27 protein-coding genes and 2 pseudogenes are annotated in these 24,076 nt (G+C 53.5%); 6 read left to right on the top strand and 23 right to left on the bottom strand.

What is annotated here, in order from left to right; translation table 11 throughout:
- Position 1 precedes the first annotated feature (1 nt).
- From Dvar_RS05130 to Dvar_RS05065, 14 genes are all read right to left on the bottom strand, one after another.
- Positions 2–889, bottom strand: a complete 888-nt coding sequence (locus Dvar_RS05130; RefSeq protein WP_419660630.1) for a nicotianamine synthase family protein — start codon at positions 887–889, stop codon at positions 2–4.
- A gap of 185 nt (positions 890–1,074) precedes the next feature.
- Positions 1,075–2,946 carry an energy-coupling factor transporter ATPase gene (locus Dvar_RS05125; protein WP_419660629.1) on the bottom strand — a complete coding sequence of 624 codons (1,872 nt, stop codon included), beginning with the start codon at positions 2,944–2,946 and terminating at the stop codon, positions 1,075–1,077.
- Between the two features lie 10 nt (positions 2,947–2,956).
- Entirely contained in the window at positions 2,957–3,877 is a 921-nt protein-coding gene (gene cbiQ / locus Dvar_RS05120) for a cobalt ECF transporter T component CbiQ (RefSeq protein WP_419660628.1), read from the bottom strand.
- Entirely contained in the window at positions 3,870–4,487 is a 618-nt protein-coding gene (cbiM, locus tag Dvar_RS05115; RefSeq protein WP_419660627.1) for a cobalt transporter CbiM, read from the bottom strand. The genes cbiQ and cbiM overlap by 8 nt, the downstream gene beginning before the upstream one ends.
- Before the next feature lie 45 nt (positions 4,488–4,532).
- Entirely contained in the window at positions 4,533–4,850 is a 318-nt protein-coding gene (locus Dvar_RS05110) for a hypothetical protein (protein ID WP_419660626.1), read from the bottom strand.
- The gene (locus Dvar_RS05105) at positions 4,847–5,185 is read right to left on the bottom strand and encodes a carboxypeptidase regulatory-like domain-containing protein (RefSeq protein ID WP_419660625.1); all 339 of its coding nucleotides are present in this window, start codon (positions 5,183–5,185) and stop codon (positions 4,847–4,849) included. The genes Dvar_RS05110 and Dvar_RS05105 overlap by 4 nt, the downstream gene beginning before the upstream one ends.
- A 105-nt stretch (positions 5,186–5,290) precedes the next feature.
- Positions 5,291–6,097 (bottom strand): DUF4198 domain-containing protein, encoded by an 807-nt coding sequence (locus tag Dvar_RS05100; RefSeq protein ID WP_419660624.1) that lies wholly within the window; start codon positions 6,095–6,097, stop codon positions 5,291–5,293.
- A 35-nt stretch (positions 6,098–6,132) separates the two neighbouring features.
- Positions 6,133–7,287 carry an LbtU family siderophore porin gene (locus tag Dvar_RS05095; protein ID WP_419660623.1) on the bottom strand — a complete coding sequence of 385 codons (1,155 nt, stop codon included), beginning with the start codon at positions 7,285–7,287 and terminating at the stop codon, positions 6,133–6,135.
- Positions 7,288–7,919: 632 nt separating this feature from the next.
- On the bottom strand, positions 7,920–8,519 hold the full coding sequence (locus Dvar_RS05090) for an FmdE family protein (RefSeq protein WP_419660622.1): 600 nt from the start codon (positions 8,517–8,519) through the stop codon (positions 7,920–7,922).
- A 13-nt stretch (positions 8,520–8,532) separates the two neighbouring features.
- Positions 8,533–9,075 (bottom strand): tRNA (N6-threonylcarbamoyladenosine(37)-N6)-methyltransferase TrmO, encoded by a 543-nt coding sequence (tsaA, locus tag Dvar_RS05085; RefSeq protein WP_419660621.1) that lies wholly within the window; start codon positions 9,073–9,075, stop codon positions 8,533–8,535.
- A 169-nt stretch (positions 9,076–9,244) separates the two neighbouring features.
- Entirely contained in the window at positions 9,245–11,455 is a 2,211-nt protein-coding gene (locus Dvar_RS05080) for a TonB-dependent receptor (RefSeq protein WP_419660620.1), read from the bottom strand.
- Positions 11,456–11,584: 129 nt separating this feature from the next.
- Entirely contained in the window at positions 11,585–12,670 is a 1,086-nt protein-coding gene (locus tag Dvar_RS05075; RefSeq protein ID WP_419660619.1) for an iron ABC transporter substrate-binding protein, read from the bottom strand.
- 345 nt (positions 12,671–13,015) lie between these two features.
- The gene (locus tag Dvar_RS05070) at positions 13,016–13,771 is read right to left on the bottom strand and encodes an ABC transporter ATP-binding protein (RefSeq protein ID WP_419660618.1); all 756 of its coding nucleotides are present in this window, start codon (positions 13,769–13,771) and stop codon (positions 13,016–13,018) included.
- Positions 13,768–14,859 (bottom strand): FecCD family ABC transporter permease, encoded by a 1,092-nt coding sequence (locus Dvar_RS05065; protein ID WP_419660617.1) that lies wholly within the window; start codon positions 14,857–14,859, stop codon positions 13,768–13,770. Before Dvar_RS05065 ends, Dvar_RS05070 begins: the two co-directional genes overlap by 4 nt.
- An 859-nt stretch (positions 14,860–15,718) precedes the next feature.
- Here Dvar_RS05065 and Dvar_RS05060 point away from each other — a divergent pair.
- From Dvar_RS05060 to Dvar_RS05040, 5 genes and pseudogenes are all read left to right on the top strand, one after another.
- Positions 15,719–16,327 (top strand): DsbA family oxidoreductase, encoded by a 609-nt coding sequence (locus tag Dvar_RS05060; protein WP_419660616.1) that lies wholly within the window; start codon positions 15,719–15,721, stop codon positions 16,325–16,327.
- A complete protein-coding gene (locus Dvar_RS05055; protein WP_419660615.1) occupies positions 16,324–17,121 on the top strand; it encodes a class I SAM-dependent methyltransferase in 798 nt (265 codons plus the stop codon). The genes Dvar_RS05060 and Dvar_RS05055 overlap by 4 nt, the downstream gene beginning before the upstream one ends.
- Positions 17,122–17,135: 14 nt before the next feature.
- Positions 17,136–17,954 carry a nitroreductase family protein gene (locus Dvar_RS05050; protein WP_419660614.1) on the top strand — a complete coding sequence of 273 codons (819 nt, stop codon included), beginning with the start codon at positions 17,136–17,138 and terminating at the stop codon, positions 17,952–17,954.
- A gap of 200 nt (positions 17,955–18,154) precedes the next feature.
- On the top strand, positions 18,155–18,352 hold the full coding sequence (locus Dvar_RS05045; RefSeq protein WP_419660613.1) for a mechanosensitive ion channel domain-containing protein: 198 nt from the start codon (positions 18,155–18,157) through the stop codon (positions 18,350–18,352).
- Positions 18,353–18,367: 15 nt separating this feature from the next.
- Positions 18,368–18,595, top strand: a pseudogene (locus tag Dvar_RS05040) (hypothetical protein); the annotation flags it as partial.
- Positions 18,596–18,646: 51 nt separating this feature from the next.
- Here Dvar_RS05040 and Dvar_RS05035 read toward each other — a convergent pair.
- From Dvar_RS05035 to Dvar_RS04995, 9 genes and pseudogenes are all read right to left on the bottom strand, one after another.
- Positions 18,647–19,057, bottom strand: coding sequence for an AMP-binding enzyme (locus Dvar_RS05035; protein WP_419660612.1), 411 nt, complete (start codon positions 19,055–19,057; stop codon positions 18,647–18,649).
- Positions 19,058–19,094: 37 nt separating this feature from the next.
- Positions 19,095–19,403 (bottom strand): annotated as a pseudogene (locus Dvar_RS05030) (AMP-binding protein); the annotation flags it as partial.
- A 235-nt stretch (positions 19,404–19,638) separates the two neighbouring features.
- Complete coding sequence (locus Dvar_RS05025) at positions 19,639–19,896, bottom strand: ATP-binding cassette domain-containing protein (protein ID WP_419660611.1); 258 nt, start codon at positions 19,894–19,896, stop codon at positions 19,639–19,641.
- Positions 19,889–20,011: a hypothetical protein gene (locus Dvar_RS05020; RefSeq protein ID WP_419660610.1), complete on the bottom strand. Its 123-nt coding sequence runs from the start codon at positions 20,009–20,011 to the stop codon at positions 19,889–19,891. The genes Dvar_RS05025 and Dvar_RS05020 overlap by 8 nt, the downstream gene beginning before the upstream one ends.
- On the bottom strand, positions 19,984–20,337 hold the full coding sequence (locus Dvar_RS05015) for an ATP-binding cassette domain-containing protein (RefSeq protein WP_419660609.1): 354 nt from the start codon (positions 20,335–20,337) through the stop codon (positions 19,984–19,986). Before Dvar_RS05015 ends, Dvar_RS05020 begins: the two co-directional genes overlap by 28 nt.
- Positions 20,334–20,813, bottom strand: a complete 480-nt coding sequence (locus tag Dvar_RS05010) for a hypothetical protein (RefSeq protein ID WP_419660608.1) — start codon at positions 20,811–20,813, stop codon at positions 20,334–20,336. The genes Dvar_RS05015 and Dvar_RS05010 overlap by 4 nt, the downstream gene beginning before the upstream one ends.
- A complete protein-coding gene (locus Dvar_RS05005) occupies positions 20,783–21,118 on the bottom strand; it encodes a hypothetical protein (protein ID WP_419660607.1) in 336 nt (111 codons plus the stop codon). Before Dvar_RS05005 ends, Dvar_RS05010 begins: the two co-directional genes overlap by 31 nt.
- A 3-nt stretch (positions 21,119–21,121) precedes the next feature.
- Entirely contained in the window at positions 21,122–21,352 is a 231-nt protein-coding gene (locus tag Dvar_RS05000) for an ABC transporter permease subunit (protein WP_419660606.1), read from the bottom strand.
- 141 nt (positions 21,353–21,493) lie between these two features.
- On the bottom strand, positions 21,494–21,811 hold the full coding sequence (locus Dvar_RS04995) for a hypothetical protein (RefSeq protein WP_419660605.1): 318 nt from the start codon (positions 21,809–21,811) through the stop codon (positions 21,494–21,496).
- Between the two features lie 220 nt (positions 21,812–22,031).
- Between Dvar_RS04995 and Dvar_RS04990 the strand changes: the two genes are divergently transcribed.
- Positions 22,032–23,732 (top strand): vWA domain-containing protein, encoded by a 1,701-nt coding sequence (locus tag Dvar_RS04990; RefSeq protein ID WP_419660604.1) that lies wholly within the window; start codon positions 22,032–22,034, stop codon positions 23,730–23,732.
- Positions 23,733–24,076: the final 344 nt, after the last annotated feature.

Raw genomic sequence — 24,076 nt, 5'->3', positions numbered from 1 at the left:
CTTATTCTTCCAGTTTAGCAACGACGACGGTGTTATTGACCCGCCCCATGGGGAAAAACCGCCCGACAATAGTAAACCCTTCGATCTCGTCGTCGGTCACCGGTGCATGGAGGATGGCCCGCATGCCGGTGTAAGTTCGGTAAAACACCCTTGCATCGGTTTTTCCCTTTTCCTGCATGATACGCCGCAAGTTGCCGAAAATCCTCTTTTTGGGCATGGCCATGGCCGCCACCAGGATCGTGTCCCAGTCCATCTCCGTAAGAAGGGTTTCATCGCCATGGACGATCTCTATTTCCTTCTCTAGTCCGAGCCGGCGAACCACCTGCCGGGACAGGGCAACCGAATCCCGGGAAATGTCCAGCCCAACGGCCCGGATACCGGCCAGGTGATTAAGGAGAATAATGCTCGACGGCACAGGCCCACAGCCGATGAATGCCAGCCGGCTGCCGCGCTTGAGTTTGTTGAGTTCGATCTGATTCTTCACCAGGGCTTCGTAACGCGGATAAAGCGGAAAGGACTTCAAGGTCGCCCAGGGCGCACTGGTCTGGAGTAATTTCTCAGCCAGATGGACTTCATGGATGCTGAAAAAGGTGTCGTAATAGCCGCGAATCATCGGCAGCGTCTCTTTTATCTCGGGCTCGTCCAGAATCAGCCCGGCCAGGTGCTCGCCGGCATCCATGTGGGCCAGATCGTCGAGAATCAGGAAAAGCCGGTAAAGATCGTCAGGATGAAGGGCCCTTAGCGCTGCGTCGTCATATTCTTTTATTTTTCTGGCAAAGGCCATGATATGGGGTTTGATGATTTCCAGGCTCCGCCGGCAATCTTTGCAGCAGCCCAAAAACTCATGTTGATTCAATTCGTGATGGTGATGGTAGTTTACATCATGCATGGGATGGTTGCCTGACTTGAATGTTGACAGTTCCGTAAAATGTCGAGAATTCCAATTTGGCGTCATTCCGGCGTAGGCAGGAATCCAGTCTTTTCAATATTTTCTGGATGCCCCCGGATCGAGCCCGGGGCAGGCTTATCAAGTCCGGCATGACGAGTCAGTTTCTTTTTACGAGTTCATCAGTGTTAGCTTCCTTTTTCTGTTCTTGAGCCACGTCCCTTGGCAGGGGGTATGGAGTGATCGTCCGGCAGCGCGTGCCCATGGTCATGGGAGCCATGCTCACCGTCATGCGCATGGTCGTGATATCGCCGCCTTGCATGGTGGTGCGGTTGGTCTCCACCGGGATGGTTGTGCGCAAAACCATGAGGATGCCCGTGGATGTACTCGTGCGCATGGTCGTGCGCCCCTTGCTCGTGTGCATGGGGATGGCTGTGAACATGCCGGTGAAAATGGCTGTGCTCGTGTTCATGCTGCAAGGTCTGGATGGCCTCACCGCAGCGCTGACGGAACGTATAGGCCAAGCCGTTGAGATTACCCAGCCCGGGATCATCGAAAAAAGCGTCGGTGGAAAGGTTTTGGCAAATCGAGCCCTGATGCATGACTACCGTCCGGTGGGTAAGGGCACTGACAAAAAACATGTCATGGCTGACCAGCAGCAGGGTCACGTCCAGTTCACTCAAGATGGACAAGAGCAATTCCTCCCCCTGGGGATCAAGCCCGGCCGAGGGTTCGTCCAGAATCAGCAGTTTGGGGGACATGGCCAGCACGCAAGCCAGGGCCAGGCGCTTGCGCTCGCCGCCGGACATGTGCAGGGGAACGCGCGGTTCAAACCCTTCCAATCGAACCAGGGAAAGCGCTTCTGCGGTACGCTGTTGAATTTCTTTTTTGGGAGCGCCCATCTGCTTCAAGCCAAAGGCGATTTCCTCACCGACACTCGGGCAAAACAGCTGATCGGCGCTATCCTGAAATACCATGCCGATGTTGCGCCATAAGTGTTTGCGCAGTCGCCGGGTGACGGGTTTATCTTCGAAAAGGTAAGTTCCCTCTCCTTGCTGCAGCCCGAGCAGGCACGAGAGCAGCGTGGTTTTACCGGCCCCGTTTTCACCGACCAATGCCATCCGTTCGCCGGGCGCCACACAAAAATCCACCCCGGACAATGCCTGGGTGCCATCCGCATAGCGGAAATCATAGTCACGCATTTCAAGCATAAGCGGCTGGCCGGCGGTCTCTGACGGCGCCTCAACCTGGCAAACAGATGCCGACGGCCCTTTATCCATACCTTTGGTGCCGGACTCCAGGCGAAAGGAGAAATCCAGGCCATGGGCCCGTAATTCATTGCGCTGGGCCACCAGATCGTTCATGGTGTAGTCGTGGGCAATCCGCCCTTTCTTCACGACCACGGCCCGCTGGCACAACTCATAGAGAAAAAGCAGGTCATGGCTGATGCACACCAGGGTTCCCTTGTAGTCCATGAGCAGATCGAGGAAAACCTGCTCCTGGCTGGGATCCAGGTTGGCGGTGGGTTCGTCGAGCAGCAGCACGGCCGGCTGCATGGCCAGCAACCCGGCCAGGGCGGCCCGCTTTTTCTGGCCGAAACTGAGATGATGGGGCGGCTTATAGGCCCTGTCCACCAGATGGACCCGATCCAGCGCCCGGAGTGAGGCCTTGCGGGCCTGGTCACGGGAAAGGCCTTGATTGGAGGGACCAAAGGCCACATCATCAATCAGGGTATGCCCGAAAAGCTGATCGTCGGGATCCTGAAACAGCAGGCCGATTTCCAGCCGGCTGCGGTCCAGGTGGTCGCCGCTTAAAGGCTCGCCCTTGAAACATACTTCTCCTTTTTCAGGCAACAGCAGCCCGCAGAGCTGTTTGATCAGGGTGGTCTTGCCCGACCCGTTTTGCCCGACCAGGGCGATACGATCGCCCGCGGCAATCTCAAGGTTGACCCCATTTAAGGCACGGGAGCCGTTCACATACCGATAATTCAGATCCGTTAGCTGAAACAACGGGCCTTCCAGCTCAGGTGACGGTATTTGAGTAGCTGCAGCGTCCTGCATTGAACCTCTCCTAAAAAGCCAGGCGATCGTAAACGAGCAGGACCACGCCGACAATCAACCACAGACCGGCACCCACAAGATCCACGGTGCGCAGGTGCAACTCGGCCTGCTGTGGAAAACGCCCTTTGTAGCCGCGTGCGCGCATGGCGTCAAATACGCGTTCGGTTCGCTCGAAGCTGCGCACAAACAACATGCCCAGAAAATTGGCCACAGCCTGGACGGTGGCCAGGCCGGTGCGTTTGCGAAAACCGCGCACCTGCATGCCCGTCGACATACGCCGGGCCTCGTGGCGAAATACGTTCAGATATCGATAGCTGAGCAGCACCATCTGGCCGGCCATCTCCGGCACGCCGAGACGGGAGAGCCCCTGCAGGGTCGTCGGCAACGGTGCAGTGGCAAGAAGCGGTTCCATGAGCAGGGTGATGGCCACGGCCTTGGCGGCAATGGTCCCCGCCAAGTAGAATCCGCGCATGCTGAAATGCAGCCATTCCAGCCCGCCGAAAACAATCACGGTGTCACCAGCTTTAAGCGGTACGGTAAAGGGCATGACCAGCAAGAACATGGTAATGAATCCGACGATGGCCAAAAGCCGCATGAGTACTTTGACGAGTGACACCCGCGCCACCACCAGCACCAGGCACGACAGACCGATGGCCACGAACGCTGTCGTCATCTGCTGGATGGCCGTAATCATGAAGCTGTAAACCAGGATGGTGACAATCTTGCAGCGCACATCCCAGCGGTGCAGCGGCGAGTTGCCGGCACTGCCTTCCAGTTGCGGCACCGACCAGTCCGGCTCGTCCTTTCCAATACTGCGCGCCCGGGCCAGCCGCCGCAACAGCACCACCCCGGCGCCCAGCACCCCAAGCGGCAGAATCACCACGGCGGCCAATTGCCACAGCGGCATCTGGATGAAGGTAATGTTATCCATGGGCCTGCCTCGAGGGATGCAGCAACAAGGCCGGTTTGACCCTCGCTAAAAAACCGACCGTCAGGGCACTCACCGCCCCTTCGATGATAATCACCGGCACATGGGCCGCCAGAGCGATCTTGGCCACACCCAAAAAATCCTCCCCGCCGGTCATCAAAAAGCCGGCCAGGATGATGGCGGCCAGAACCGTTCCCACGGCACCGACCACCCCGCCGACCAAAGCCTGACGCGAGGGGGTCTGCCCCTTGAAGGTCTGGAAAACCCAGCCACACGCGATTGCCGGCACCCCCATCATCAAGGCGTTGACGCCCAGGGCCGTCAGCCCGCCGAATTGGAACAGCAGACTCTGCAACAGCAGGCCGAGGCCGATGGAGAGAAAGGCCGACGGCCCTAAAAGCGCACCGGTCAACCCGGGGATGATCAGATGAACGCTGGTTGGACCAAAGGGAACGTGGATCAGGGAGGCCACAAAGAACGCAGCGGTCATGACCGCCAGCTTGGGCATGTCCTCATTGCGGGTCTTGCGTGCGCTCCACACGGTCAGGCCTAAACTGACCGCGTATCCACCGACGGCCACGGAAACGGGTAGAACACCGTCGGATATATGCATATTTACTCCTTAATTCTTTTTCATGTTACTATGCTGGAACAGATGTCAGCTGGAACTTTCCGGAGAATCGGAATTCTTTTTTCGTGAAGCAACATACGCCGCCACCCCGAACAGTCCGAAAATATAGCCGACACCGGCAGCCACATCTTTGATGCCAGGCTCGCCCAAATCCGACCGCAACGCCGCGATTTCGCGATGAATCCGCCTGAGATCGCTGGACATTTTCCTGTTTTGTTCCTTCAGCAGGGTGATCACCGCCTGAGGGTCCGCTTCGACCTTTTCCTGCGCCCAACTTCCAACGGGCGGAATGAGCAGGAAAAAGCCCACGACACCGACCATAAGGCCCCTTCGAAGGGTTTTCATTTGCCTTCCTCCACCTCGGTCTTTTTCAGCTTGAAACTATTCTTGTGTCCCATGCTCGCATTGATCACGATCTTAAGATCATCGATCTTGGGGATGTCGAAGCTGAAGAGCCCCTCGCTGTCGGTAGTGCCTTCCAAAATCAGCTGCTCCTGGCTGTCATACACCATTACCTTGCCACCGGCTACGGCTTTTCCGTCTGAAAAATAACTTTCCGTGTAAATTTTACCGCCCTCGGCATAGGCAAACAGGTTGACTTTGTGGGCTAGCGCAGGTCCGCCAACCAGCAGTATCGCAGCCGCCACAAACAAAAATACCGTGAGTTTCATAGTTTTCATATGGATTTCCCTATCATCATCTGACAAAATCGTAATGATTGTGTAAGGGCAAAAAATTTTTCGCCCCTACATCCTGAAGTTTGCTTGGCCATTTCTGTATTGGCGCTATTTCATGTCACGAGTATGCACCCAATAAACCGCACCGATTTCCACACCTTTTTCCTGGCCATCGTGCTTGATCGTCCAATCTGCTTCGTTGAGGGCGGCAAATCCCCACCAGCCCGCCTTGGGCATGGCATAGCTGAATACCCCATTGGCATCGGCCTTGACCACCTGGGTCACGTAAGGATCGGCCGGCGGGACAACCTTGCTGGTGTTGCCGGGCGAATCGTTCAGGTACTCGACCTCCACCTCGGCAAAGGGCACCGGTTTGCCCTTGAGCAGCACCTGACCGGTAAAGAGATTGCCGGTCCACAAGCCGTAGGGCCGCGTGAAGGGGATGATCTCGGTTTCCAGTCCCACATGCTGGTCCCAGCCTTCCTCCATGCCCAGCGCATCCACGCAAACCTTGGTGTAATGGATGATAAAACAGTCCTCGGCAGGTTCCCAATACGGCGTGGGCTCGACAAAAAAGGTATAGTCGCCAGGGCGGCGAATCTTATAGTCGGTTTTCCAAAAGGTAAACGATTCGTTCTGATCCGGGCTTTCGTGTTTTGCTTCCTGAAGGCTGCCCAGCAGGTCGGTCTTTTTCCCGCCATGCATGACGCCGAACTGTTTGGGCTTGACCATCTCCATGTAATGGCCTTCCAGGGGATGAATAAACTTGAGTTCGACGTTCAGCGTTTTGTCGTCATCCTGGGTCACGATATCATCGGATGGAATGACTGCACCGAAATGGGCCGACACCGGACTGGCCGCCATCATCATCACTGCCACCATCATAATAAACAGCATAAAACGTTTGGTCTGCATCGTCGTTGTCTCCTCTCACATGGTAACAAGTTTTTTTAGAATTCAACGGCCAACTGAGCGGTAAACGTATCCGCCTCCATGGCATCGTCTTCATACTCATCGTGCAGATATTCAAAGGCCAAATTGGTGTTATCGAAAAATCCCCAATTCGCCACAGCGCCATATTGGGTTTCCGGCAGGAAGTCTGCGCCCCCATCATCGGATCCACCGTACCGCACGGCCAGTTCCAGGCTGTCGACAACCACTGCGCCGAATTCGATGTTCCAGGCCGACGGTTTTCGTTCTTTGGTGTCCTCAACATCGTAAATTTCACCGGCATTGAACGAGTCGAACGCGGCCAAATACTCACCGATCAGTTTGAAGCGTTCCATGATTTCAAGCGTGACAAACGCGCTCCAGCCGCCGACCCGATCGGCGATGGGATCCACCTCTTCATCTTCATCGGCATCGACAACAACCTCGGACAACGCATCCGAGGAGGTCAGGTTGGAGGTAAAGGAAGCGCCGAGCGTGAGAAAGGATATTGGCTGGGCCACAACGGCAGCCACGAAACTGTCGACGGTGTCGTCATCCCCGGCTTTATTGACGCGGCCGTTGAACGCGCCCACGGAAATATCGACCAGGTCATCGCCGATGCGGTAACCGGCCACAACCGACCCTTCGCAGGTTTCACCCAGCACCAGGGTGGTGGGGTCAGAAACAAAATGACTGTCAAAATAACCGAACGGGATGTAATGGCGACCAGCGATCAGGTAACCGGGAAAGGCTTCGGTGCCGGAAAGCGTAATAAAGCCTTCGTCCACAAAAACCTCATCATCTTCATACTTGAACAGTACATGGCCGTCCACGTGATCGATGATCCGGGCATCCACCGCCAACTCCACGGTAGCCAGGTCTACATCGTTCTCCTTGGTGTTTTCCTGCTCGGGGTCGTCATACTCGACCTTTTGGTGGGCCGCCTCAACTTCGACCACGCCACTGAACTGCAACCGGTCATACCAGGCGTCCCCCTCCACCGTCCGGGTCACAGCCTGCTCCTCAGCTTCCATGCGGTCCGGGATACTGATGACCCCACCTGCCTTTGGTTCTGTTGGATCTTGTGTTTCGGCAGCGTAAAGCAGACCCGCCCCACTCACCCAAGCAAGTGTCAGCACAACAAGAATTGCCGTTCTGAGTTTCCTAACCTTCATCTTTTCTTTCCTCCTATCACTACTTAAATGGAATATTGCTCTACGGGTGCCACACCCCTAATAATTCATCTTTACCGTGGTACCCGTCATACCCGGGCAAATCCGCCGCCCGCGGTTCAATAAAAAAGGCCACGACGTCGCATTCTATTCCTGACGCGACCTTCGTGGCCTTGTTGTTCCGGAATTGTAATCAGGTATTACAGCACAAATATACCATGGATACTTTTCCGCACTTTTTAGCGGTATGGATCCACAGGTGCCAACAGCTTACATTCAGACTCAATACAACCGCATTCGTAGAAATGCATAGCAGGTTTCGACCCACCCATTGACGCCGAGGCTTAACACACAAAATAAAATGGTACAAAGTTATTTTTCAATGCGTCAGGGCAAACCCATTTGGATTGATTTCCTTTTTTCACGGGCATGGCCCGATCTTAAATATCGGCAACAGCTTGTCCATGCACTGTTCTTTGTAGGAGCGGTCCATGGCCGCGACCTGAGGAAAAACATCGATGGGTGTTTGTCGCAGGCATGGCCAGCTCCTACAATTCGGGCATGGAGGAAGGTCTGGAACCGATATCATTCCACCCGCCCTTCAGCCTTCAGTCTAAACTGCTATAAACCTATTGTCACACGCATCCCCGACACACCAGCGATCCATCCACGGTTTCCAATTTGGAGGCCATGGTGGGCTCACCACAACGGCTGCAGGGTTTGGAGGGTTCGATACGCGCCTTGTCTGGCATACCGGCGGTTACCGGAGTCATGGAAAACAGATCTTCGGGACGGATATCCAACACTTCCACGGTTCGCTGCAACCCCAAGGTTTTCAGCTCCTCCTGTTCGGCCTCGGTGATACTGCCATCCCGCGTTTTTTTGAACAATTCGATCTGGCGCTCATTGACTCTAAATGTCTCGGGATTCATGGACAACCGTACTCCCTGACCGGACCGGCGATTGAAAAAAGTAAACCCCATCTTGCCATAGTCCTTGTAGATAAGGTTGCCTTTTCCAAAGGTGCACCCGGTAAGCACCTGAATGGCGTCCACGCAGCAGGCGTCGGTTTCCACGATGGCCACCAGTTCTTCGTCCAGGGCCCTTTTTTCCCTGAGCCAGTCGAGTCCGGCCGTGGCGGCCAGATATCCGATGGCCAGTCCGCCGCAAATGTGGCCGTGAAACGTTTCACAGCGTTTGAAATCCTCACTTTGCATGATCTGTTGTGCGTCCATGTTGGTCTCCTCTTTATATTTCCATTTCCCGGTGAAGCTGCTCCATCCAGTCCGGCATCTTCATTCCGTCCACTTGGAGGTAGCTTCTGGAATAGGGCTTTACATCAACAATAGGACTTCCGTCCACCGCTTCAAGCCCCTTGACTTCGAGAATGTTGCCTTTACGGGCCACCAGCGAAACCGCCGATACCAGCACCGGATTGGGCCGGGCCGGACTGCAGGTGGCAAAAATACCCTGCATGGGCATATCCTTGCGCCCCATGGGGTGCACTTTTCTTAGGTTTCTCCGGGCCGGATCGAGCAGGTGCGGCCAGTAGAGCACCAGCACATGGGAAAACCCTTCGATGCCATCGAGCAGTTCCTCCCAGTCGGGATCGATGACCAGCTCGCTGATCGAGGATTCCACCTCGCGGTGATGCGCCTTGACCTTTTCCATACGCATTTCCAAAGATAGGTCCGATTCCCCTGCCAACAGCATGGGCGTTTTGATCTCGCTTCTAACAACGCCTACGGGGTTCAATTGCATCGGTATGGTCTTAGTTGTATCGTTTTCCATAATGATCTCCAAATATCCAGTTAGCGTAAGTGCCGATTGTCCACAACGACTGCAAGGTGTTTAGGTTTTTAGTCTGAAGGCTGAAGGGCCAAAAGGAAGATGATCGATTAAAAAAATACCCCTTGCTCCTTAAAGTTAACGACACGTGCAATAGTCTATAAACATCCGTCTATATTTCCAAGGACACCGACAACAGTGTCGTAAACGGCGCACCAACGTAATAGCTTGTGCGTCCCGCCCGGCTGTCGTCCATGCCATTGATCAGCGATACATATTCCTCATCAAACAGGTTGGTGAATTCCAGTGAAATTTTCAGTGCATCAAAAAATGCAATGTCGTTCTTTTTGTAGCCGATCTTCAGGTCGGCAACCATATAGCTATCGACCGTTTCCGTATTTTCAGCATCCCCAAAGCGATCGTCAAGGTAACGCAGCATGGGCACGACCTCGAAATCCCCCCAGGTCAGTATCAGACCGGCCTTGAGCATCCACTCCGGCGTATCCACCACCTGATTGTCCTTGGTTTGAAGGGTGGCGCCCGCATAGGTCAGATCCTCATCATAGGTCAACGAGGTATAGGTGGGATTTAAAAAGAACGTCACATGGTCGCCCAGGAAAAAATTGGTTTCCACCTCGACCCCATACCCGGTGGCTTCGCCGACGTTCTGGTAATAATTGACGCCGCTATCACCGATACGCGGGTCGTGGACGGTGGTGAGCAGGTTTTTGTGCTTGGCGAAAAAAACAGTGGGCATGATTTCCATCCAGGATTGGCAAAAACGGGCGCCCAGCTCGAAGGTATCGCTGATTTCCATGTCATACCCGCTGAACATATCATCCAGGGTCACGCCGGCCGCCTGAAAATCGGCCCGGTTGCTGTTGTAGGTGGTGACCAGGGGAACATAGGCATAGGGTCGGATCTGGTTGCGGCCGTAACTGGCGGTCACCTCGAGGCTATCGGTGATGCGATAGTCGATGCCAAGGGTAGGCAACAGCTCGTCATAGGTTTTCTCCTGCCGATATAGGTCGTCGGCCTTGACCAGCTCGTAATCCGGGGCCGAGGCGGTATACCCCTGGCTGGCGGGGTCCTTGTAGTAAAAGTACTTGAGGCCGGCCTGCCAGTCGAACGCACCCACACTGCCCGCAAGCTTGAAATAGGGGCTGTGAACGATCCCGTCGCCGTCGTTCTCCATGACCATCCCGTAGCCTTTGAAAGCAAAATTAGTCGGATTATAGAACTGCTGACTGATCACCATGTCCGAGTCTTCATACCAGTACCCCAGGGAGGCGGTAACCCCGCTAATGTGATAATCGGCCTGGGAAATCAACCCGTAGCGCTCGATTTCGCGCATGCGTTTCTGGACACTGCCGCCCATGGACGCGGTCCCACCGAGAATTTCGGTATCTTCCTTGGAGTAGTAAGGTTTTACGGATAGCTTGAACGCATCGGAAAAGGTCAGCGGAATCACGGAAAGAAAATCGCGATTGCAATAGTCCCCGCGGTTGTAATCGTAATAATTGATATCCAGGGCCGCAGTACCGGTCAGCGTACTGTTGTAGTCGTTTTCGTAGTTGGCGCTAAGGTCCTGGGTTTCTACATAGGTCAGGGGCTTGTACAGGTTCTGTTCAAGGTCGTTATAGTTGAACCAGAAGGTTATCTCATCCTGGTCGTTGATGGGTTGGGCCAGCATGATACTGGCATTTTTGCGCGGTCCCAGGTCGCCGGGTCCCTTCCATTTCTCGGCATCGGTATAGGAGCCGGAAACCGAAAGGCGGCTGCCGACCACCGGCAGGTCACCCGAATCCAGCCGCAGAAAGCTGCGCGTGTATCCATTCTCACCGAAGCCCTGACCAAAATCGACGCCCCACTGCTCTTCGGGCCACCGCGGACGCAGTTCCAAAGCACCTCCCCGGGCACCGACGCCGGTCCCCAGATCAGCCGGCACAGCACCTTTGTAAACGGCGATGCTCTCCACATTTTCCATATCGTACAGATATTCCCGGGGCCCCATGGGGTTGCCCCCGTAATTGGGCACCCCGGCCACGGTCATGGCCCCCAGATAGCCACGCACCCCTCGGGTACGGATGTTTTTCTGTTCGGCAGCCAGGCCATAGGGGTCGACGCTTTCCACACTCACGCCCGGCAGCACGTTGACCGCCTCGTAAACACTGACACTGGCTTTGGCGCCCTGGGCGTCAATCCCTTCCCGCGTGATCTCACTGCCGGTGTACACGGTTTCGTTGGTCTGTTTGGTCGGTTTGACCAGCTTTTTCTCTGTGACAACAATTTCCTCCAGTTTCATCGGCTCCTCGGCCATGGCCGGCAGATAAAACACCAACACCATCAGGGCAATGCCCACACCTAATAATCTCTTCATCATCTCTCAACCTCGCGTTCGCAACCTTTTAAACGTAGAAACAGTCCAAATGAATCGCCTCCATTCTTCTTTCTTCCTTCTCCCTTCCACCTTCCACCTTCTAACTTCTAACTTCTAACTTCTAACTTCCACCTACCCCCCAAACCGCACCGCCTGACCCAACGGTCCAAAATCCTTTTGCATCTGCTCATACACCGGTTTTCCGAGCAGAAAGGTATAGATCTCGTCAGCCTTTTTGGGCAAATCCACATCGGCAAACCGCTCCGCAAAAATGATCTTGCCGATGGCATACCCATCAGCCATGGCCGTATCGATATTGGTGGTATAGAAATTAAATGGGTACAGGGTGTAGACCCGGTTTTCCCGGGTGGCTTTTAACCCCTGATAAAAGTCCGGTTTCCGGCGATAGTCCTCCTGCACCAGAGGCAGGCCGGCGCTATCGATAAAAATCACATCGGGATTGAGAGACAAAAGGACTTCCTTGTCGACCATGACATGACTGCCAATGGTGGCCTTGACCTGCTGGGCCAGATTGACCGCATTATTCCAGTCCAGCGGGATGTAGTCCCGCTGGGTGCTTTCGATGCCATGGGTGCCCCGGTAGCCGATGCCGCCCACGTACACGCCGGGCTTGGCGTCCTCGGCAATGTCGGCCGTGCGCTGAGAAAGGTCCTTGCGTATGCCCTTGATGAAATCAATCACTTCCTCGGCCCGTGCCTGCCGGTTGAGAATTTTTCCGGCCAGGCGCAGGGAGTCAAAAACCATTTCATCGAATACGGCCAGTTCCCCGTAGCTGAGCACCAACACGGGAATGCTCAGTGTCCTGGCCACCGCGTCGGCCACGCCGGCCTCCATGTATGTGGCAATGATCAAATCCGGCCTGACCCGCAGCACAGCCTCCATGTCCGGCTTTTTATTGATTGCCCCGGCCCCGCCCGGGCCGATAATGGGCAGGGTTTTCAATTGAGGATTGGCAATCCAATAGGGCCGGCCCGTGGGAAATTGCTTTTCCATGGATTCTATGCCCACGACCCGGTCAAGGGCCTTCAGATAGGTGATCAGTCGCAGGGCGCCGGGCCCCACGCAGATGATACGTTGCGGCTCGGCCTTCAAATCAAATGTCCGACCGGCCATATCCTTGACCGTCATGGCACTGGTCGGGGAAGCCGAGATAATGGAAAACATTATCAGCAACATCAATACCCATTTCACTCTCATGATTTTCTCCTTATACTCCACAATCAACAATTCAACTAAACTGGGCGTTTCAAATTTCTCCGAATTGCAGATTATGTTAATTTAATTGTGTATTTCTATTTTTTTCCTCATAAATTTGAAACCCGTTGGGATTGCCGATCTCACCGCATCTTCCCGGCGGCGGGATCTTCGAACCGCGTTAGGTGGCTTACCGCATAGGCGAGACTATAGCGGAAAGCCACCTGCCGTGTATCTACGGCAAGCTCGACAATCGCCCAGTTTAGTCAAATATAGAGAAGTGCTCCCTAATCAGCCACCGATTACCCATCACCCATCACCGATCACCGATCATCCCCTCGCCCATCATCAAACCGGCACAACGACCCGATGCCCCCCCACCTGTTGAATCACCACCTCAACACCATAAACCGCCTCAATCATTTCCGCGCACAGGTCGTCTTTGTCGGCCATGGCATGGACCTGGTGATCCTTGATAAAGAGAAACCGGTCGGCAAATCGTACGGCCAGGTTCAGATCATGGATGGCCACGATGGCCATCAGTCCCCGGCTGCTGACCACATTGCGGATCAGGGCCATGACCTCCATCTGATTTTTCAGATCAAGATTGCTGGTGGGTTCGTCCAGTAAAAGAATGGACGGCGACTGGGCCAACGCCCGGGCAATCATCACTTTTTGGGCCTCCCCGCCACTCAAATCGCTGACCGGTCGCAGGGCCAGATCGGTTAGCCCCATCTGCCCGATGATTTGATCCACCACCGCATAGTCGGTTTGGCCCACGGTCAGCCCCATATGCGGCCGACGCCCCAGCAATACGGATTCGTAAACGGTCAATTGGGTCTGGGGGTGCTGCTGGGGCACATACCCCATGCGGCGGGCAATGGCATTCTGGGAGAGTCGATGCAAATCTTCTTTGCCCAGCAGCACTGATCCGGTCTGGGGCCGCAGCACCCGGTTGAGGCATTTGAGCAGTGTGGATTTACCGGCGCCGTTGACCCCTAAAATGGCAAGTAAGCGTCCTTTTTCTAAACTAAAAGAGATATTTTCGATGACCGGGTGGCTGTTGTAGGAAAAGCGGATATTATCGACAGAGAGGATCATCATTTGCTCCGTATCAGCAGGTATAAGAACATGGGCGCCCCCATAAAAGAAGTGATGATGCCCACGGGCAGGGCCCCGGAACCAAAAATAACCCGCCCCAGGGTGTCGGCGGATAGCAGCAGCAAGGCGCCGATGATGGACGAAAATGGAATCAGCAGGCCGTGATCAGCCCCCACCAGCCGTCTGGCGATATGGGGAGCGATAAGCCCGACAAATGCGATAACCCCGTGAAAAGCGGTGGCCAGGGCGGCCATCACTACGGCGGCCAGCATGCCGACCAGGCGAAGGCGATTCACATTCACGCCCAATCCCCGGGCGGCCTCTTCACCGGCAGCCATGGCGTTGAGGTCCCAGCGCCGCAGAATCAGGTACAGCGTCACGCCCATGACGACAAAGGACAGAACACCGATCTCAGTCCAACTGGCACGGGCCACATCACCGAAGGTCCAGAACACCACCATGGCCAGTTCAGTGTCCGATGCCAGGTACTGGACCAGCACGGTACCGGACATGAACAGGGAGGTCAGGGCCACACCGGCAAGAATGATGGATTCGGGCGATAATCGTTTGAAGCCGGCCAGGATCATGATGACAACGGTGGAGCACATGGCGCCGGCAAACGCGGACAGGGTTACAAGGAAGATCTGGGGGCCCAAGAGCAAAATGGCGGCCGATGCACCAAAGGCGGCCCCATGACTGATGCCGAGCGTAAAAGGCGATCCCAGGGGATTTCGAAGCAGCGTCTGGATGCCCAGTCCGGACAGGGAGAGTCCCCAGCCGACCATGATGGCGGAAACAATTCGCGGCAGGCGGATTTTCCAGATCACAATATCTGCCGGACCAACGGCCGAGCCCGAAAAGATCTGCATTAGATGCCCCAGGGCAATGTCGTAAGCCCCTTGGGTCAAGGCAATGATGACCAGTACTACCGTGGCCGCCAGCAGCCCGAGCATCAGCAGGCGTTTTTTCTTAACATAGCCTAAAAACGCCTTGGTTACATGGCCATGAACGGCAGTGGCGGCCGGCCACAATCGTTCTGGCGTGTTGGTTTCGTCGACCGTTGGGTCCATGTTTAGCGACGAACTTGGCATACCTTTCTCCTATCCATTGAATGCAATACAAAGCAGTTTGCAGGCACCATGCATTCATTTAACCCTTCAAAATCCTACACAAATGGTACCTGCCAACAAAAAAAGCCACGCGGACGCACCTATTCTGCTGAATATGTGCGGCCTTCGTGGCTCGTTTGTCTGGTCTTGCCCCTTTCTTAGGGGCTGGTATTTATTGATTGTACACAAAAAACGGCTTCTACCGTTTCGATTATTGACCACTCATATAAACAATCCGATTAGACAGCGTCAACCATTTTCCACCAGGCTCCCGGGGCAATAGTATTTTAAACGGCCATCATTCTTGCTTCCATGCTCTGCGAGGGAGTGCAGCTTTTCTTTCACCGGTCTTGATGGCCGGTCGGTAAAAACCCAAGGGGCTGATGGATCAATATTACGGCGAGCTGCCCCAGGCGGTAATCGATGCGGTATTGCCGCCGGTTTCTTATTTTGAAGGGTCAACCAGCGATAAGTAAACCGCAATGTTGCATAAAAGAGGAAAGAAACCCAACAAAATCATGCCCGTCTTTCCGGTTGGTGTTGGTTTTCGCTTAAGCTCAACACAACCTACAAATATCCTTTCTGCATCACAATAGGGATCGAATCCCAACAATGCTCCCCTGTGTCAATTGCGGGCAAAGGTCAGCCTTATCTGGGGGTGTCCGGCATGCCGGTCCGTATGGGTGGTTGAGCCCGACATGACAGATATGGTAAAGACGCTCTGGGATGAATGGAGGCCCTTGCGCTTTATTTTTTAGATACGATCATTTTGCCCGTGACCGCGCCTGTTGCATTGTATGAAATCTTGTTTGGCTGAACCTAATAAAATAAGGAACAGAATATGAGTACCCCTGGTACAATGGAAATCTTCTCGGACTTTAACTGCGCTTGGTGCTATTTTGATCATGATACCGTCAACAGGCTGACAGCTGCATATGATATCGAAATCGTATGGCGGGCCTTTCCCCTGCATCGCGATATCCCAAGGCAAGGATTATCGATCGAGGAACTTTTTGACAACAACCAGGCGCTCATGACGAAAAAGTTGCAACTGCTGGAACAAAAAGCGGCGTCCCTTGGACTGGCCTTTGCGAACCGCACAACCATTTCGGACACCCGCCAGGCTCAAGAACTCTTCAAATGGGCGGATACCCAAGGGAAAGGGGAAGCATTTCACGATGCCATCTTCAAGGCCTACTTTGCCGAGGGCCTCAACGTTGCGCAGCAATCGGTGCTGCTGGATGTTACGGAAATAGCTGGCCTTTCACGGGAAAAGGCCCGATCGGTTCTTGAACAGCGGTCATTCAGTCAGGCCGTTGATGATGATTGGAAAATGTCCGAGGAGCGCGAGATCATAATCGCCCCGACATACATTATCAATCAGAAGCGATTGGCAGGATCGCAGCCCTATCATCGATTGGCCTCGCTGGTGGAAAGAAATTTGCGATGAATGAATATCTAAAAAAGCTCCAATTATCGGATCACCTGCGAGACACACTGGTTCAATCAATCATCCAAAGCCTGAACCTGCCGCTGTCCAGTAAAGGAATCGATATCGGCTGCGGCATCGGCAGCAACACAATGCTATTGACAACTGCCGTCGGACAATCAGGCCATGTGACGGGTGTCGATCTAAGTGAGGAATTCTTGGCACATGCCAGGCAAAGCGCCGTCGACAGACACTTATCACACCAATCGGATTTCCAAAAAGCCAGCATGTACAATCTTCCCTTTGACGACAATTCATTTGACTGGGCCTGGAGCATGGATTGTGCCGGGTATGCACCAGGAGATAAACAATCCGTATTCAGGGAGATGGTTCGGGTTGTGAAACCGGGAGGAGAGGTTTTCGTTGCAGGCTGGACATCCCAGCAACTGCTGCCTGGATATCCTTTTCTGGAGGCAAAACTGAACACAACCGCTGACGGCATTGCCCCGTTTGCCGGAAATGACCCGCCGGATTCTCATTTTTTAAGGACCTTGGGCAGGCTCAAGTCCGCTGGTTTCATGGAATATAAAGCCCGTACTTTTACCGGAGATATTCAGGCGCCCCTATCCGGTGATCGCCGTAAAGCGCTGGTATCCTTGTTGGCCATGCGCTGGGGAGATCCAAAAGCCGAATTAACCGCTGATGAGAGGTCTGAATATCATCGTATTTGCGACCCTGAATCACCGGAATGCATCATTGATCTTCCCGATTACTACGGTTTTTTTACCTACACGCTTTTCAGGGCAAAAATCTAAGGAGATAAAAGCGAATGCAACCTCTGATCATCAATCATGAAATCTGCAACCAGGACGGAATCTGTGCGGAGGTTTGCCCGCGGAAACTGATCGACTTTTCGACAAAAACGCCTACGCCCGTTGCCGGCATCGAAACGCAGTGCATCCGGTGCGGTCATTGTATGGCCGTTTGTCCCACGGCCGCCATATCGATGGCCGGCATCAAGCCGGATGATTGCGAACCCATCGACAAAAAACTGCGCGCCACAACGGCCCAGTTGACGCACATACTGAAATCAAGACGGTCCATCCGGGTTTATCAGGATCGGCCGGTTGAGCGGGAGACGATTGAAAACATTCTGGACGTGTGCCGCTTTGCCCCCACCGGCAGCAACGCCCAGCAGGTAGACTGGATCATCACCGACGATCAAGTGAAAATCAGGACGCTAAGCCAAATGACCATCGACTGGATGAAACAAGCCATTGAAACGAATGATTCCATATCCAAAAACGTGCCACTGGCCGGGATTGTTGAGGGCTGGCAAAAAGGCGAGGATCGGCTTTTCCGGAGCGCCCCCCTGGTGCTGATTACCCATGCACCGGAAATAAGCTCCATGCCACGGGAAAACTGCGTCATTGCCATGACCTACTTCGATCTGGTTGCATTCAGTCTGGGCATAGGCACATGTTGGATCGGGTTGTTTATGCTCGCGGTGGCCCATCACCCGCCTATCTGGCAATTTCTGGAAATTCCGGACGATCATCGGGTGTTTGGAACGATGGTTGCGGGTTACCCCAAATACAAGTACCAGCGCATTCCGGCCCGCCATGATGCCAAGGCAGTCTGGTTGTAAAGGTTTCGAGGAGCTCAATTCAATCCTGTTATCCTGTTGGATCAGGGATCGTAAAGAAACTTGCTGGGAAGCTCATTATCATGCAATAACAATGTAGTCTGGTGTTGACCGACACCGGCGTCGCGGTAAAACTGGTCAGCCGAACCTTGAAAAACACCATCAACTGATTGATGGAAAATGGCCTCAAAAAGGTGGATCACATGAATCTGGTTTCAACAAGTTTGAAAACGCTGGATAATCAACTCATTGTGATACCCAACAATAAAATCTGGGGAGATGTGATCAAGAATGTGACCGCGCAGGGAAAGCACCGTGTCGACATGATATTCGGCATTTCCTACACGGACGACATTCCGAAAGCAGAAAATGTTTTAATAGACATCCTCAAATCTCATTAACGGGTCCTCGAAAATCCGGAGCCGATAGTACGCCTGCATACGCTGGGAGCCTCATCCGTGGACTTTGTCGTGCGCCCCTGGGTCAAAGCCGATGACTATTGGGATGTGTATTGGGATGTGACACGCACTGTCAAACTTCGATTTGATGAGGAAGGCATATCCATTCCCTTTCCTCAGCAGGATGTGCATATCCAGACCATTCCAATGGAGCTGAAACCCGCCGCGGTGAACGATGCTGAATAATAGCGACGGCGTTGGGGTTAACCGTCCATAAAAACGGTCTTCTCTTGGATTTTACTCTCCTTGCGAATGGATAGCGGATTTGGATTTGGTGATCCGCCGGATTTCGTCATCGCGGACTTCGCGGCGCAAAAGCTTGCCCACCTTGGATTTGGGCAGCATATCCCTGAACTCGATATATGAAGGGACCTTGTAGGCGGCCAGCCGCTCCCGGCACCACTGGATGAGTTCGGTGCCCCCGACCCCGCGGGCATCTTCCTTGAGCACCGCGATGGCCTTGATGCGTTCGCCCACCTTGACATCCGGCACGCCGACCACGCAGGCACCAATCACCGTGGGATGGTCCTGAAGCACCGCTTCCACCTCGGATGCAGATACGCGAAACGCCTTGTGCTTGATGATATCAGCTGATCGTTCCTGATAGATCAACTCGCCGGTGGGAAGTTCGCAAACGTAATCCCCCATGCGGCACCAGGTCTTGCCATCAAGCTGAACATAGGTTTTATCGGTTTCCTCGGGTTTGTTGTGATAACATTTCTATGGTGTAGGAACAGGTGACCAGCAGTTCACCACTTTCTCCCGTCTCCACTGGCGCCAGGGTGACCGGGTCGACAATTCGGCATTCCCGGCTTTTCAGCGGAAAACCGATGGCCCGGGGACTGGGTTCAACGCCGATCTTACTGTAGGTTACGTGCCCGACCTCTGTGGAGCCGTAGACCTGATAGATGGGAACACCGCAGCGCCTGTACCAGCGCTCCTTGACCTCTTCGGGAAGCACATCCCCGCCACAGTAGCAGTAGGTCACCGAATTTAGATCATACGGATGATGAGATAAAAGTGCCTAAAGTTGAAAGTGCCCTAAAGTGCCTAAAATTTGTGCAATATTTCGAGGATTCGAATGTGCCGACCAACACAGATAATCGGGTGACGATGCCAACTCTCCATTGCCAGGCCAGAAATAGGCTGCCTTCACATCCGGATTATCCATCAGTTCTTCACGCGTGCCTTCCAAAACAGCAGAACCGTTTTCGAGAATAAACGCGTAATCAACGATGGGAAAAACCGGCCGGGCATATTGCTCGGTAGCGAACGCTTCCAGCCACGGTAATGCGCTCACCACCGGCCATGGCTTCTTTTTTCTGAATATCCAGCACAATGCCGGAAAGGGCGTACATCAGGGTTGATTTGCCGGCGCTGTTGGCCCCGAACACACCAACGATCTGGTTGGTATCGCACCGGATATGCACATTATTGAGGGTCAGCAAATTCTCATAGAAGACCATCAACCCGATAGCCTCAAGCATGCTTCATAACCTCCTCGATCTTTTCGGAGCCGAAATAGGCTTCCCTGACCCGCGGATCGGCCATGACCTCTTCAGGGCTGCCCTCGGTCAGCTTTTCTCCGAAATTGAGCACCATGACCCGATTGGCCACCCGGAACAGCTCTCGCAGGCGGGCAGGCTGTAATAGGGCCGCATGATCTGAAAGGTCCGCAGCACACCCACCTGGGCGATCTTATGGGGCGGCTTGCCGGAAATTTTCTTACCCCGGAAGAATATCCGGCCGGCGGTGATTTTCACAAATCCGGTGATGCAATTGACAATGGTCGTCTTGCTGGATCCGTTGGGGCCGATAATACCCAGGATTTCTCCTTCCTTCACATCAAAGCTCACGTTGGAAAGGGCCATGATACCGCCAAAGGCCTTGCTGATCCCATCGACTTTGATAAGTGCTGCGTCACTCATATGTCCGTCCATCTTTCAAATTGCTCATATTTGCGCTGGCCGTAGATCATCAGTCCTTCACTGCGAAACACGATAAACCCGAGCAGAATCAGAGAGTAGAAAACAATCCGCAATGTGCCGAAGTCGCGCAGCAATTCTGAAACGGGCACCAGAATCAGGCATCCCAGAACCGGCCCGACCAGGGTTCCGCCGCCGCCGATCACCGTGGCGGCAATGGGGAGCACCGAAAAATCCAGGGCAAAGGAGGAAATCCCCGCCCACATGTAGGTGTGGACGAAAAACGCCCCCCCAAGGGAAACCAGGCCCACGTAATGGGCCAGAAAATCAAATCCAACGGCCAGCAAGGCGTAGATACAAACGATGGCAATCACCCGCTGCCAGTACATACCGGGCACCACCAGGGGAAGCAAAAGAAGCCCCGCGATCAGTATAAAACGGGGTGCGATCAAACCCGGGTGAATCGGGTAAACAGCCACAAGCCGCCCACCAGCGCGGCACCGATGACCACACAGAGAATACGCTGGTAGTCCACTGAAATGCCGGCAATGGTCAGGCTGCCTTCGATAAACACCGGCAGGGTGTAAGTCATGCCCTTGAACCCGCCCCAGCGCAATCCTTCCAGAATGGCCAGGGCAATGGCGTACGAGGCGATGATCTCGGATATTTCCATTCCGCGCACGCGGATCAGGAACACGCGGTAGATGACGGCCCCGATCAGGCCGGTGACAAGCAGGCTGACCAGCACCGCCACAAAGGGGTTGGCGTTCAGGGTGTTGAGCACTGTTCAGGCGATGAAACCGCTGAGCACATACAGGGCGCCATGGGCAAAATTGGGCAGGCGGCAGATCCCGTAAACCAGGGCAAAACCCAGGGCATACAGCGCCAGGGCGACACTGTTGATGGTACCGCGGCGACGATAAAAAGGTTGTTGAATCCGTGCTTGGCTTTGAGCTCGGCAAAATTGGCGAAAATCTCTCCCACCAGGTTCTTGGCTTCGCCGTGAATCCGGAAGCAATATTTAAATTTGTCGTACTGCTTTGCCACCATGGCGTGGTATTTGGGGGTCAGCACACCGGTGGTGAGAATGGAGACTTTTTTGTATTTGCTTAAAAGCGGCAGGGCCGCTTCGGAGCGCACCGGCCCACCAATGAGAAAATCAGCATTCTTGTCCAGGATCAGTTTTTAAACGGCCAGCAAGGCCTCGCTGACCGGCACACCCGGCTCCAGATCCCGCGTATCGATGACTTCGATCTTGAAAGGGTGTTTCTTGCCATCCACATCCCCCCCCCCCTTGGGCGTTGATTTCCTCTATGGCCAAGGTGGCGCCCCTTTCGGCATCCCATCCATAAAGAAAGGCCGTTGGAAGCGGACAACCGATCACAATCGGTTTTTCCGCCTGGGCAGTTCCGCCGGATAGCACCATCACCATTCCAACCAGCAGGGCTGCGATCCGTTTTGATAGCGTAGGGTTCATCCGTTCCTCCTCCTTTGGCCGGTTCATCATGGTTATATGCAGATCAATTTTTTTGTTAGCATATGAATACATTTTTTGAAAAATCAAAATAAAATTAGCTCTATTTGATTATTGAATAATATTTATGCAAATTAAATGTCTATCTTATGGCGACAAATTGGTCTCATTTTTTCGTATATGTATATGTGGTGATAAAAAAATACTTATAAGGAGAACAATTGTGAAGACAACGCGGGCAACCAGCAAATCGACGACAATCAGCCTATTGTTTCTGATCATGGTCATTTCCTTTGCCATTCAGTTGACTGGATGTGCGAAGGAAATCGCCGGCCCAGTACCAGCGGCCAAGGAAAAACAACCGGAATCTGAATCATTGGCGGAGAAGAAACTACTGGACTCCAAACCGTTGGTCACAGAGCCTGCTTGCATGGCAGCACCGGAGGTTGCTCTGATGGCGTCTGGCCAGCGGCCGGTCATCCAACAAAGCGAGATGGTGCCGGTGCTCAACACCGAAGAATACGACCGGATTCGGGAAAATACGTTTAAAGACACTGTTCAGAATCCTTTATCCACGTTTTCGATCGATGTGGATACCGCGTCCTACAGCAATGTCCGCCGCTATCTCAACATGAACCAGATCCCCCCCAAAGATGCCGTGCGGATTGAGGAAATGATCAATTATTTCAGCTATGATTATCCGGATCCGGCAGGCGAGCATCCGTTTTCAATTACAACCGAAACAGGGCCCTGTCCCTGGAACAATCAGAACCGTCTGGTCCATATCGGACTGCAGGGAAAAAAATTGGATTATGAGCATTTGAATCCGGCCAACCTGGTTTTTCTCATTGATTCATCCGGATCCATGCAAGCGTCCAATAAGCTGCCGTTGTTGAAAAAATCATTGAAATTATTGCTGAATGAACTGGGCGAAAAGGACCGTATCGCCATTGTCGCCTATGCCGGCTCGGCAGGGTTGGTGTTGCCGGCGACACCGGCCACCCAAAAAGACCGGATCATTGCTGCATTGGACGGGCTCACCGCGGGCGGTTTCACTGCCGGCGGCGAGGGAATTCGATTGGCGTATGATATTGCCAAGCGGAATCTGATTTCCACGGGCAACAACCGCGTCATCCTGGCCACGGATGGTGATTTTAATGTCGGTGTATCATCCACGTCTGAATTGGTACGACTGATCGAAGAAAAACGCAAAGACGGCATTTATTTAACCATTCTTGGATTCGGGATGGGCAACTATAAAGATGGCCGGATGGAACAGATCAGCAATGCCGGAAACGGGAATTATTTTTATATCGACACCATCCGAGAAGCGGAAAAAGTGTTCGTTCGTGAAATGCGGGCCAACATGTTCACAATTGCCGGAGATGTAAAAATCCAGGTGGAATTCAACCCGACAAAAGTCGCTGCCTGGCGATTGATCGGATACGAAAACAGGGTAATGGCCAAGGAGGACTTCGTTGATGACAGCAAAGACGCGGGTGAACTGGGGGCCGGTCATACGGTCACCGCGTTGTACGAAATTGTGCCGCCGGACGCCAAAACCGGTGCCTCCCCGCCAGCGCCACTGAAATACCAGGAAACCCGTATAAAAGCGGAAGCCAGCCAATCCAATGAGATGATGAATATTAAGCTGCGCTATAAACCCATCGGACACGATACGAGTCGATTGATTGAGAGAACACTCAACGATGAAACCACGCCCCTTGTAAAAACATCGCAAAACTATCGTTTTTCTGCCGCTGTGGCCGGGTTTGGCATGCTGCTGCGGGATTCGGAATTTAAAGGCAATCTTACCGATACAGATGTCATCGGTCTGGCAACGGATGCAAAAGGCCACAGTCAAAGCGCGGATCGGTCGGAATTCATTCAACTGGTTAAGACTTGGGCATTGTTGGCAAAATAACCCCCCAAGGTTGCATAAAAAAGATCGATTACGATTACGAGCACCGCATAGCTTAAGCACGAGCACGATGGGCATTGGCGTTTTTCGTGCTCGTGCGCGTAATCGTAATCGATCATCATTTTTTACTATCGTTCAATGTAATTTGGCGCATCGATTATTTGCTTGAGGCAATGAAAAATCAACCGATAATAAGAGTTGATTCGCCTCGATACTGTCCCCCATTTCCCGCTGAATCCACGTTCTGGTAGCAACACTGGCCGCTGAGGCAAATAAAAACAGGTCAAATTCCATAGCACTGATGCCCAATGGGACTATTGGTGTTGTCAAAGCCAACGGTAGCATAA

It is taken from the genome of Desulfosarcina variabilis str. Montpellier (assembly GCF_048565275.1).
Lineage (GTDB): Bacteria > Desulfobacterota > Desulfobacteria > Desulfobacterales > Desulfosarcinaceae > Desulfosarcina > Desulfosarcina variabilis.
Note: the sequence above shows the minus strand (reverse complement) of the source record. Positions and strands in the feature narration are given on the sequence as shown.